General features: G+C 59.3%; 7 protein-coding genes. 5 read left to right on the top strand and 2 right to left on the bottom strand.

All coding sequences use genetic code 11. The annotated features are described in order from the left end of the window. The 5 genes from FHW71_RS20470 to FHW71_RS20490 all read left to right on the top strand — a co-directional run bounded on the left by FHW71_RS20470 (window position 1) and on the right by FHW71_RS20490 (window position 6,068). The gene (locus tag FHW71_RS20470; protein ID WP_179452852.1) at window positions 1-3,804 is read left to right on the top strand and encodes a cellulose biosynthesis protein BcsC; all 3,804 of its coding nucleotides are present in this window, start codon (window positions 1-3) and stop codon (window positions 3,802-3,804) included. After that, a complete protein-coding gene (gene bcsD / locus FHW71_RS20475) occupies window positions 3,804-4,250 on the top strand; it encodes a cellulose biosynthesis protein BcsD (RefSeq protein WP_008104594.1) in 447 nt (148 codons plus the stop codon). The genes FHW71_RS20470 and bcsD overlap by 1 nt, the downstream gene beginning before the upstream one ends. A 9-nt stretch (window positions 4,251-4,259) precedes the next feature. After that, complete coding sequence (locus FHW71_RS20480) at window positions 4,260-5,264, top strand: glycosyl hydrolase family 8 (RefSeq protein ID WP_179452851.1); 1,005 nt, start codon at window positions 4,260-4,262, stop codon at window positions 5,262-5,264. A gap of 221 nt (window positions 5,265-5,485) precedes the next feature. Then, window positions 5,486-5,779, top strand: coding sequence for a BrnT family toxin (locus FHW71_RS20485; RefSeq protein WP_179452850.1), 294 nt, complete (start codon window positions 5,486-5,488; stop codon window positions 5,777-5,779). After that, window positions 5,766-6,068: a BrnA antitoxin family protein gene (locus FHW71_RS20490; protein ID WP_179452849.1), complete on the top strand. Its 303-nt coding sequence runs from the start codon at window positions 5,766-5,768 to the stop codon at window positions 6,066-6,068. The genes FHW71_RS20485 and FHW71_RS20490 overlap by 14 nt, the downstream gene beginning before the upstream one ends. A gap of 14 nt (window positions 6,069-6,082) precedes the next feature. On the opposite strand, the gene bcsC is transcribed toward FHW71_RS20490, so the two are convergent. After that, complete coding sequence (gene bcsC / locus FHW71_RS20495) at window positions 6,083-9,472, bottom strand: cellulose synthase complex outer membrane protein BcsC (protein WP_179452848.1); 3,390 nt, start codon at window positions 9,470-9,472, stop codon at window positions 6,083-6,085. Further along, a complete protein-coding gene (gene bcsB / locus FHW71_RS20500) occupies window positions 9,465-11,750 on the bottom strand; it encodes a cellulose biosynthesis cyclic di-GMP-binding regulatory protein BcsB (RefSeq protein WP_179452847.1) in 2,286 nt (761 codons plus the stop codon). Before bcsB ends, bcsC begins: the two co-directional genes overlap by 8 nt. Window position 11,751 lies beyond the last annotated feature (1 nt).

Here is an 11,751-nt window from a genome sequence, read left to right on the forward strand (position 1 = left end):
ATGAAAAAACATCTGTTAAGTGCCGGTATTCGTCATGCCCTGATTCTGGGTGGGGCACTGACGCTCTCTCAGCCGCTGCTGGCGGCGGAGAGCACTAATCCTGCGTTACAGGCGCTGTTCGATCAGGCGGCGTACTGGCACCAGAAAGCGCATGACGATTTGGCGAAAGCCTCGCTGCAGAAAGTGCTGATGGTTGAGCCGAACAACACGCAGGCGCTCTATCTACTGGCGCTCTATTCGCAGCAGAGTGGCGGCACGGCGGAAGCGGCGCAGTGGCGTGCGCGCCTGAGCGCGGCCTCGCCGAACGATCCGCATCTCACCGAGCTGGATAACGCGCGCCAGCTGCAAACCATTCCGCAGGCGCAGCTGCAGCTGGCGCGCCAGCAGGCACGCAGCGGCAATATCGCGGCGTCGCTGCAAACCTGGCGTAACACCTTCAGCGGCAACGAGCCGCCGCCGAGCGTAGCCGCCGAATATTATCTGACGATGGCGGGCGATCGTTCGCTGCTGCCGCAGGCGGTGGAAGCGCTGCGTCAGTTCTCCGCCGATCATCCGCAGGATACCGGTGCCAAATTGGCGCTGGGTAAAGCCCTGACTTATCAGGAATCGACGCGTCGTCAGGGTATCGATGTGCTTGGCAGCCTGGCAGACGGCAACAAAGAAGCTGACCGTTCGCTGCGTCAGGCGCTGTTGTGGCTTGGTCCGCAGGCTTCCGATGCGTCGCTGTACCAAACCTGGCAGCAGCGCCATCCACAAGATAACGCGGTGCTGGATTACTACCGTAAAAACGTCGGCGGCGCGGAGAAAGGTGCGGGCTTTACCGCGCTGAACAGCGGCGACGTCAGCAACGCGCAGAACAACTTTGAGAAAGTGCTGCAAGCCAACCCGCAAGATGCGGATGCGCTGGCCGGGATGGGCTATGTTGCCCAGCGTGCCGGACGTTATGCCGAAGCGGCGGATTACCTGACGCGCGCGGCGCAGTTGGGTGGCGATCAGAGCGACACGCGCCAGAAGCAGGCCGCTGATGCACGTTTCTACGCGCAGCTGGCCACCGCGCAGCAGGCGCTGAAAAACGGTGATAGCGCGCAGGCGTTGGCGCTGAGCGAACCGCTGGCGCAGGCCGACGGTGAGAAAGGCGTCTCTGCTAAACTGTTCCGCGCCGATGTGCAGCGTCGCAGCAATCAGCTCGATCAGGCGGAGCAAACCTATCGTTCCATCCTGCAAAGCGATGCCAATAACCGCAATGCCAAAGAAGGCCTGTTCTACGTGCTGCGTCAGCAGAACCGTGGCGCAGAAGCCAACACCTTGCTGGCATCGCTGCCCGACAGCGTGCGTCAAAGCGTGGCACCGCGCGGCAGCAGCACCGATCCGATTCGTGCGCAGGCCAAGCGTGAAGTGGCGGCGGGCAACAACAGCGCCGCTATCGCCACCTTGACCTCGGGTATTCAGCGCTATCCCAACGACGGATGGCTGCGTCTCGATCTGGCGCGTATCTACCGCGCGCAGGGCGATAACATGATGGCAGCAAATATCATGCAGCCGACCATGCGCAGCGGTGCCAGCACGACAGAACTCTACGCGGGTGCGTTAAACGCCAGCGAAAGCAGCGCCTGGCAGCAGGCGAGTTTGTTGCTGTCGCGCATACCTAATAGCAGCAAGAACAGCGATATGCGCGAGCTGGCGCAGCGCGTCAACTTTAACCTGCAGATGGCCACCGCCGATCAATATCTGGCGCAGGGCTCGAACGCGGCAGCGGCCAACACCTTGCGTGCGCTGGCATCGACGCCGCCAGCCAATCCGGTTGATGCCGGTAATTTGGCACAGAAGCTGGCGAAAGCGGGCGATCTCACCACTGCCGTCTCCGTGGTGCGCAGCAACATGCAGCGCGGCATTCAGGGCAACGCCGGTGATTACGCCGCGCAGGTGGCGGTGCTGAATCAGGCCGGTCTGAACACCGAAGCGCAGAGCTTCCTCAGCAGCCCGGAACTGCAGGCACGCAGCACGCCAACTCAGCTGGCGGGCATCCGCAACGGCTACGTGATCAACGAAGTGGATCGTCTGCGTGAGCAGAAACAGTACGCCGCTGCTTACGACAAGCTGGTGGGCGCGCTGCAGCACGATCCGCAGAACCGCGATCTGATGTTCGCCATGGCGCGACTCTATCAGTCCGGCAAGATGAACAAAGAAGCGGGCGTGGTGTACGACTACCTGATGACGCAGGATACCGCGACGCAAGACGCGCGCACCGGCGCCATCAACGTGGCGCTGGCGCAGAATGACGTTAATAAAGCCAATACCTTAACGCGCGGCCTGCGCAATGAGCAGTCGCCAGACCGCTTGCTGCTGTTAGCCCGCGTGGCCGAAGCCAACGGCGAACACAGCCAGGCGATGAGCTATCTGCGCACCGCGCGCGGTCAGCTGATTGGTCTGCAAGGCGCAGAAACCGGCAGCGTGCCAAGCGTCGGTGGTTTGGCGCTGGCCGACAATCCGTTTATCAATCGCGGCACCTCGCCGGTGGGCCGTTCGCCGTCCAGCTATGGCGCGGTGATGCCGTGGCAGTCGGCTCCAGCGGCCACCAGCAGCGCCGAAGGCGTGACGCTGGCGAGCAACACACCGGCGATTCAGCAAAGCCAGACGCTGCATCAAATCGACAGCATGATGGACGATCTGCAAGAGAAAACCGGCACCTGGGTGCAAGGTCAAATGCAGGTGCGCGGTCGTGATGGCGAATCAGGCTTGAGCAAACTCACTGAAGCCAAAGCGCCACTGACTTTCTCCACCGTGCCGTTTGGCGATGCGCGCTTCGACTTCACCATGACGCCGATTTCCCTCACCGCAGGCAGCGCCGGTGGCGACGCATGGCGTCGTTTCGGCACCAACTCGCTGGTGCAGGGACAAGTGGTGGCATCGGGTGATGCGAAGATTGACGACGTGCCAAACTCCTCTACCGATTCGCAATCCGCGACCGGCGTGGAGCTGAACATGGCGCTGAAGGGCGACAGCTACAAGATTGACCTTGGCAGCACGCCGCTCGGTCAAGACTTGAGTACGCTGGTGGGTGGCGTGCAGTGGTCGCCGAAGCTGACCGACTTCCTGACGCTGATCCTCACCGGTGAACGCCGCGCGATGACCGACAGCCTGTTGTCGTATGTCGGTGTCGAAGACAAAACCAGCGGTAAACGCTGGGGCCGCGTGACCAAAAACGGCGGTAACGCCTTGCTGAGTTACGATAACGGCGATGCCGGTTTCTACGTCGGCGGCGGCGCGTACAGCTACATCGGCGAAAACGTGGCGAGCAACAACAGCGTGCAGGCGACTGCAGGCGCGTATGTGCGTCCGTATCACCTCGACGATCGCGAGCTGAAAGTCGGCATGAGTTTGTCGTGGATGGATTACTCGAAAAACCTCAGCTACTTCAGCTACGGTCAGGGCGGTTACTTCAGCCCGCAGAACTATGCGTCGGTGTCGTTCCCTATCGAGTTCAGCCGCAAGTTTGACGATCTGAAAGTGAACGTCGGCGGTTCGGTGGGTTATCAATCCTACAGCCAGGATAAGAGCGCCTACTTCCCGAATAACCCGTCGTTGCAGGCACAACTGCAAAGTCTGGCCGACCAAGGCTACGTGAAGGATGCGTTCTACAGCGGCGAGAGCAAAAACGGCATTGGCTACAACCTGCATGCCGGTGCGGATTATAAGATCAACAAAGATGTCACCGTGGGCGGTCAGCTAGGCTACGACACCTTTGGCGATTACAACGAAAGCACAGCCAATCTGTACTTCCGTTACATGTTCGGAGATTACTAATGAGTGAGCAAGTAACCGCACGCGTCAGCCATCCGCATCAGCCGGGCTGGTTTGATCTGGTGAGCGCGATGATTGAGAGCATGCTGGACAACGCGGGCGAGGAAGCGGAAGGCTTTCTCAACGGTGTCGGCGTATCGCTGGCAACGCGCTATCCTTTACCTGATGCGCGCACCGTGCAGGATCTGGAGCGTGAAATGAATTTGCAGCTGGCGCGCTTTAACTGGGGCTTTGTGCAGTTACAGCCGCAGGAGAATGCCATTCTGATTCAGCACCACGCGCTGCCGCAGGGCGACAGCAACGTCGGTGTTGAACGCTGGCAGCTGGCGCTGAGCGCAGTGCTGGCAGGCGTGTATGCGCAGTGGCTGCAGGCACAAGGCGGCAGCGCGGCGGTACCGGTGACGCTTGAGAACAACGACGGCGGCACGCTGCACTATCGATATCAATAGGAAGCTGTAATGAGAGTGATGCGGTTCTGGCGTCAATGGATGCTGTGTTTCATGGTGATGTTTTTTAGCGCGCAGGCAGCCGCAGATGGCTGGAGTACCTACAAAAGCCGTTTTATGGGCAGCGATGGCCGTATCAGCGATACGGCGAATAACAATGTCAGCCATACCGAAGGTCAGGGCTACGGCATGTTGCTGGCGGTGGCGCATGACGATCGCACCACCTTCGATCTGCTGTGGCAGTGGACGCGCACTCATCTGCGCAATCCGCAAAACGATCTGTTCTACTGGCGCTACACGCCTGGCGCTGCCAATCCGATTGCCGACAAAAACAACGCGTCGGATGGTGATGTACTGATTGCCTGGGCGCTACAGCGTGCGGCGCAGAAGTGGGGCGGCGATTACCAGCAGGCCTCCGACCGCATTCAGCGTGCGATCGTGAAGCTGAATGTGATCAGCTACGGCGGACACAAAGTGATGCTGCCGGGCGCACAGGGTTTCAACAAAACCAGCTATGTGGTGCTCAATCCCTCCTATTTCCTGTTTGAGGCCTGGCGCGAGTTTGCTGAACACAGCCATCTGCGCATCTGGAATGAGCTGATTGATGACGGCATGGATTTGCTGGGTGATATGCACTTCGGTAAAACCGGCCTGCCGCTCGATTGGGTGGCGCTGAATGCCGATGGTTCAGTGGCACCGGCAGTCGGCTATTCCAACCGTTTCAGCTATGACGCGATCCGTATTCCGCTGAATATCTGGTGGTACGATCCACAAAGCCTGCGTCTGGTGCCGTTCCAGCGCGTCTGGCAAGGCTCGGCGCGCATGACTACGCCAGCCTGGTATGATGTGTTGGGCAACACGCCAGCGGCGTACAACATGGAAGGGGGGTTGTTAGCGATCCGCGATTTGACGCTGAATCAAACCGGTTACCTCAATGACCGTTTAGCGCCGGATCAAAACTACTTCTCCGCCAGCCTGCAACTGCTGACCTGGATGGCGTATCAGGAAAAGAGGTAAGTCTTGCCTTTGACCAGGTCGCCATAAATGGCGACCCTACAAAACTTGCAACTCATCCGCGTGGTCGCCATTTATGGCGACCAGCCGTTTTTTCCAGCCTTGTCTGAATCTCATTTCATATCGCTGCTTATCTTTGATTCCTTGAACGCGATCAAAGTGACAGCACTAACACACATGCAAATTTGTCATGCTAAAATGTATAGACAAAAGTGTATGGTAAAATGCAAACGGAACTGGAATTTGAGTGGGACTTCAGCAAAGCGGAGTCTAATCGCCGCAAGCATGGCATCCGCTTCGAAGTTGCCGTGCGAGTGTTTGATGATCCTTTTCATCTGTCTAGCCAGGATCGTTGTGAGAATGGTGAATATCGCTGGCAATCAATAGGTAATGTTATGGGGCACATCATTATTTTGGTGGCCCACACGGTTCGTTTTGAGCAGGGCACTGAGATTATTCGCATCATTAGTGCACGTCCTGCCACGCGCAATGAGAGGAGGCGCTATGAGCAAGGTTAGGTTTAAACGCAGCGAATTACCGCCGCTTACGGACAGCCTTCAATCTGAACTGGAAGCGCTGAGTCAAAAGCCTGATAGCGAGATTGATTGCGGTGAAATCGCCCCGTTAAATGAACGTTTCTGGAGCAGTGCTTCCAGCGGGCGGTTTTATCGCCCGATTAAAACGCAGGCTTCGGTGAGAATTGACGCAGATGTGCTTGAGTGGCTGAAAGCGCCGGGTAAAGGTTACCAGACGCGGTTGAACGCTATTTTGCGCGCGGCAATGCTGCGCGAATTAGAAAGCAAGTAGCGGCCGGGCGGCCGCTATTTAAAATCCGCATACGGCGTCAGCGGTTGTGGTGGCATATCCATATCGCCGTTCCAGCCGGACATGGAGTAGCGCATGAAAATCAAACCGTGGCTTGGGGTGTAGTCCTTCGCCTGCTGAATATCCATCGCCAATCCCACCGACCAATGCGGCGTAATGCGTCGCTCCACCAGCGCCTGCAGCGTGTAGCCAAAACCGGTACCCGAGCTGCTGTCTGAGGTGGGATTGGACGCCAGCGTAAAGCCCGGATTGACCGGATAGCGCTGCTGTCCATCGGTATGCGATTGTGACCAGGAAACCGAGCCGCCGAGATCAAACGACCAATTTTCCGTGCGTTGGCGATAGGTCAGCGGCACCGACAGCGAGAAATATTGCTGCGGGCTGTAATAGCCACCCTGGCCGAAGGTGTAGTCGCTGAGATCCTTCTGGTAATGCCACAGCATACTGTTCAGGCCAACGGTGGCGCGGCGATTGTCTTCATTAATCAGCTTATAGTAATAGCCCGCCATCAGGCGTTCGCGGCTATTATCCGCGACGTTATCGCCGCTGAGTTGATGCGCACTGATATCGCCCCACACGCCATGCGCGCCGCCCTGATCGTAACTCAGTCCGAGCGAGCCGCCGGTTGCCACCACGCCGCCCCAGGTTTTGCCGCCGTTCGCCGAGGGATCGCGTGCGCCTGCGTACGCCAGCAGCGAGCTGGAGATCGGCCGGCGTGATGCGGTGAACGTCAGGCCAATGTCTTTGACGTCGGCTTTCCAGCTGACGCCGCCGACCCAGTTGCTGGTCTCGAAGCCCAGCGGCGTAGTGCCGACATCAGCCGACCATATATCGTTATGCCAGCCCACGCCCAGCGCGGTGCCTTCATCGCGCTGGTTAAAGTCGTGGCTGCATCCGCCAGAATTGTCATCGTTACAGCTGCCGAACTGCTCGCTGTGGCTGCCGTTGGTGGTGGAGAAGGTGCCGGCTGAAACCAACACGTGATCGACACGCACAAAGCTGCGGCCATCGGCCAGCGGCGTTTCCGCCTGCATCATGGTGGTATGGGCGGTGAAATCGGAGGTGCCGCCGTTGCCTTTGTTGCGCGAGTAATCCTGCTCCAGCGTGAACGTGGTGTCCTGCTGGCGATAAAGATCGGCGGCGTCGCTGCGGATGCTGCGTTTCAGCCAGTCATCCTGCGCCTGATTGCGGGTTAACGCCGTATAGCGATCGTTATCCTGTGGCACATCCTGGCTGATGCCGCTTGCGGCCATCGCCAGCTGATAATCCTGCTGCGCTTGTGTGGGCTGTTGCAACTGCGTTTCCAGCCGCGCTGCATCGCGATACACCAGCGCTTTTTCCTGCGACGGTGCGAGTTTCGTCGCGCGGGTTTTCAGCTCAGCAAACATCTGTTGGGCACGAACTGCATCGCCACTGTTTTGCCAGGCGAGCGCCACGCGTCGCCCGCTGTTGACGTTTTGCTGCGCTACGCTCGGCGGCAAGGTTTTTAACGCGCGTTGCGCTTCCGCAGGGCGTTTCAACGCGATCAAGGCTTCGATGCGACCCAGCGCCGCATCGCCGTTTTTACTGTCTTGCTGCAGCACCTTTTGATAGCTCGCCAGCGCGCTGCGGGCATCGCCGCGCTCCAGCGCCCAATCGGCCAGCGTGATATCGCGGCGAATGGATGCGGGTTGCTGTTTCAGCAGCGCAATCGCCGCCGTTTCATCGCCGCGCGTGCGTAAATCACTGGCGCGGGTAAACACTTTGTCCTGCTCGAGACGATCGGCCAGCTCATGCATGTTGCTGTCCCAGCGCGAAGTGGGCAAGCGATGCAAGGTCGCCAGCGCCGCGTCATCGCGGTCGCCGGAAGCTAGCCAGAGCGCCGAGGCATACAGCGCGGCGGGTTCCTGAGGATGCTGGCGCATCATCGCGTCCATCACTTGCGCACCCTGCGTTTCTTCGCCGCCGTTGCGCAGCGCGCCAGCCAGTCGATAGGCCAGCCAGATATCATCAGGATTCGCCTGCGCTGCCTGGCGATATTTTTCCGCCGCCTGATGCCATTGGCCTTGCTGCGCCAGCGTATCGGCTTCGGCCATCAGCGCATCGGTACGCAGCTGTAGCAGACGACTTTTCGCCGTACTATTGCTGCGATCCAGCCGCAGCGCCTGCTGCCAATAAGTTTCTGCCTGCGCAGCGTTTTTACGCGCCAGCGCCGCATCACCCAGCCCAATCAGCGCCCAGCTATCGCGATTATCCAGCGCCTGCGCGCTGCGGTAATAACGTTCCGCTGTTGCGATGTCGCCTTTTTTCAGCGCCGCATCACCGTTATTGATCGCCAGCCAGTAACGGTTGGTTTGCAGCAGCGACTGCCACTTGCCGATCTGCGTGCTGGCCTGGCCGGCCTGAATCGCTTTCTCCAGCCAGCTAATGGCGGCGGCGCGATTGTTGGCCCGCGCCTGCGCCTGGCCCATCGCGCCCATCAGTTCGGCATCATTAGGGTTGGCTTTTAACGCGGCATTGAGCGCGGCAATCGCATTTGCGCCGCCACCGGCATCCACCAGCGCCAAACCACGCATGCGCTGGCGATACGCGGGATCGGCGAGCAGTTTTTGCTGACGCGCCAGCTCTTGCTGACCGCGCTGCTGGGCATCGCCTTCGGTGAAGGTTTGCAGATATTGCTGCAGGCTGGCGACGCTACGTTCGCTCACCGGCTGATTCTGGATCTGCTGCAACCACAGCTCGGAAGCGGCATCGCGTCCACCGTTGCGGTTGGCGAGACGACGCAGCTGCGTAAAGGCTTCGCCTGGCTGATTGTTATCAAACGCCATGCGCGCCAGCTGCAGCTCAACGCCGATGTTGCCGGGATAGCGCTGCTCCAGCGCCTGCAACTGTTGATACGCTTGCGGCTGCTGGCCGGGTAAACGCGCCACCAACCGCCAATACTCCAGCTCGGTATTCACATCGGGGAATACACCGTGGAACAGCGCGTCCCACGCGGCTTTGGCTTCGGCGACGTGTCCGGCGGTGGCCAGCAAGCGCGCCTGCTGCAGCTGCTGACGACCTTCTGCGGTCACCAGACGCAATCCGGCTTCCGATTCGCGCGTGGCGGCGGCATTCGGTGCCACGCGCTTCAGTTCATCCAGCAGTTTTTGCGCTTTGGCCTGATCGCCCTGACGCAGCGCCATGCGGATTTGCGCCGCCAGCACCTGCGGATTATCAGGGTCGATTTTTTCCAGCCGATAAAGCGATTGCTGGACCAGATCGAGTTTGTTGGTCGATTCACCGGTGCGAATCTGCATCAGCAGCCACTCGACCGGCGAAACCTGTGGACCGATCGGGGCGGCAGCCGAACCGGCTAATACCCCGAGCGTGCTGCCAATCAGCAATCCAAGTTGCAGTTTATTCATCGTCATCCAGCTCGGCCAGACGGCGACGGCTTACCATGCGCATTAAACGCCACGCCATCAGCGCAAACAGAATCACCACCACAACCGCACAAATCGCCAGCCACACCGGATGCGTTGCCAGCAGATTCCACAGACGTTCCCACCACGGCAGGTGACCAACGTAATAGGTTTCGCCGACGCGAATGCTGTTAACGCCCGATTCACGGATCACCGTGGCGGAGCCGAACACCGCCGCGCGTTTGCCGCTGTCGAGCAGCGCGTTATTCAGCAATTCCCAGCCGCGTGGGCTGTCGGCCAGCAGCGCCACGACGCTGCGTTGATCGTTGAACGGTGACTGGAAGCCAACAATCGCGCCCATCGGTCCGCGTGAGCTGATGGTGGTTTGGCTTTCCACGGCGCGTTCACTGTCAGAAATCGGCACGTTGGCCGCCGCATTGGCGCGTGCGGGCATGCTGATCCAGCTGCGTGCGGCATCGGCCAGCAGCGGAATCTTAGTATCGTCCTGCAGATCCTGCGGAATGCCGCCGATCATCAACATATCCGCATCCGCTGATTTCGCTTTGCTCCAGTCATCGCTCATCTGCACGCGCAGCGCTGGATAACCGGTTTGTGCGCCGATGCTGCCGAGCGCATTGAGCAGCGTGCTGACTTCGTCATTGCTCGGTTTAGGCTGCACCAGCACCAGCGTTTGCGCCAGATCGGCGAAACGGCTATACGGGAAACCGGCGTTGGCGAACGCACCCAGCGACGGCATTTCGATGTAATGGCGATAGCCGGAGAAATCGATGCTTGAGGTATCGTCAATCACCACGTGATGTCCGACGGCGGTGACGGTTTCGCAGCGGCCATCGGCGGTGCCACCAATAAATGTGTTGGCGTAATCAAAGTTAAAGCGCAGCTGATTCACCACGCCGAGGCGCAGCGCTGGAATGGTCAACTGGCGATTACTGTCCTGCAAACCCTGCATCAGCGGGATGCGCATCAGCTGCTGACCGGCGGTATCTTTCTGCGTCAGCGGATAATCCTGCATGAACTGGTTGTTGAGATGCACCGCCAGGCGCGATCCATCCTGCTGAATCGGCGAGGTGTAGCGATAACGCAGATCCATATCGATACCGCGTGCGCGGACCAGGAACAGATCCGGTGGCAGATTCAGCGTCAGGCTAATCGGATTCGGCTGTAAGCCATCGCCCTGCAGCTGATTTTGATACTGCGTCAGCTCGGCAAAGGTGGTACGGCGATCGGTGCGCACCCAGTTCGGTGCATCGTACGCCTGGCGCGCGGCCAGCAATTTTACGCTGTCGATGGTTGAGGTATCGCCGCGCAGCAGCAGCTGACCTTGCGAGATTCCCTCCACCGCAGTTAACAGATCCTGATCGTCGCGACCCAGAATCAGCAGCATCTTCTCGTACGGATTGTCCGGCTGATTCACCATCTCCACCGTCGGTTTCCCCACCGGCGGCAGGTCTTTCAGGAAGTCGGGACGATGATCGTTGGTGGCAAACACCACCGCATGCTGCTCTTTGGGCAACTGGTTATACAGCACCGGGAAAGATTGTCCGCGCCACTGCGCTTTGCTGCCAAACCATGAAGCCAGAATCCCGGCCGCACGCTGTTGCAGCAGATTCGGCTGGGCGTTGAAGACCATCGGCAGCTGCAGCGGACGGCTGTCGCGCGTATCAAAGAACGGCTCCGGGAAATGCGACAGATCGTTCTTTAACGGCAGCTTTTGCAGCGTTAAATCGAGTTTGCTGGCTTTGCCGATATCCAGCCAGATAGTGCTGTTGGCCGGGTTTTCACACACGTTGGCGTAGTGACCAACCAGTTCGAGGCGCACTCGGTTGAAGTCGCTGATAAAGCGCGGATCGATAGGGATCTGCGTTTGATTCTCTTTGCCAAGCTGATCGGCGGTGACGGTCACCAAACCTACCAATTCATCGTTGAGATAGACCTTTAGCTGCGACAGCGTGGGAATCAGCGCTGGCGACGGACGATAGCTCAGATTCAGCAGCGCGCGCGTCACCACTTCATCGCTGCGCACGCCAAACTCAATCTGGCTGCTCGGTTCGGTACCGCGCAGCGTCATGCTGCCGGGCGGCGGTGCGACCTGATTAAACACCAGCTGGCTGTCACGCAGCGGCGCGTTGGCATCGACCAGCGCGTTCACCTCCGGTAACGGCTGCGGCGCATTGATTGCGCCAGAGGTCTGTGGCGCGGCCTGCACCACAGCTACGCAGCCCAGCATCAGGGCGGTGAACCAACTCAGTTTTTTCGTCATG

The sequence above is a fragment of the Enterobacter sp. Sphag1F genome (assembly GCF_014193275.1).
Classification (GTDB): Bacteria; Pseudomonadota; Gammaproteobacteria; order Enterobacterales; family Enterobacteriaceae; genus Pantoea; species Pantoea symbiotica.

Excerpts from the sequence above, each read along its gene's own strand:
- FHW71_RS20470 (WP_179452852.1), top strand. The coding sequence starts at position 1 with ATGAAAAAACATCTGTTAAGTGCCGGTATTCGTCATGCCCTGATTCTG.
- bcsC (WP_179452848.1), bottom strand. The coding sequence starts at position 9,472 with ATGAATAAACTGCAACTTGGATTGCTGATTGGCAGCACGCTCGGGGTA.
- FHW71_RS20485 (WP_179452850.1), top strand. The coding sequence starts at position 5,486 with ATGCAAACGGAACTGGAATTTGAGTGGGACTTCAGCAAAGCGGAGTCT.
- bcsB (WP_179452847.1), bottom strand. The coding sequence starts at position 11,750 with ATGACGAAAAAACTGAGTTGGTTCACCGCCCTGATGCTGGGCTGCGTA.
- FHW71_RS20480 (WP_179452851.1), top strand. The coding sequence starts at position 4,260 with ATGAGAGTGATGCGGTTCTGGCGTCAATGGATGCTGTGTTTCATGGTG.
- bcsD (WP_008104594.1), top strand. The coding sequence starts at position 3,804 with ATGAGTGAGCAAGTAACCGCACGCGTCAGCCATCCGCATCAGCCGGGC.
- FHW71_RS20490 (WP_179452849.1), top strand. The coding sequence starts at position 5,766 with ATGAGCAAGGTTAGGTTTAAACGCAGCGAATTACCGCCGCTTACGGAC.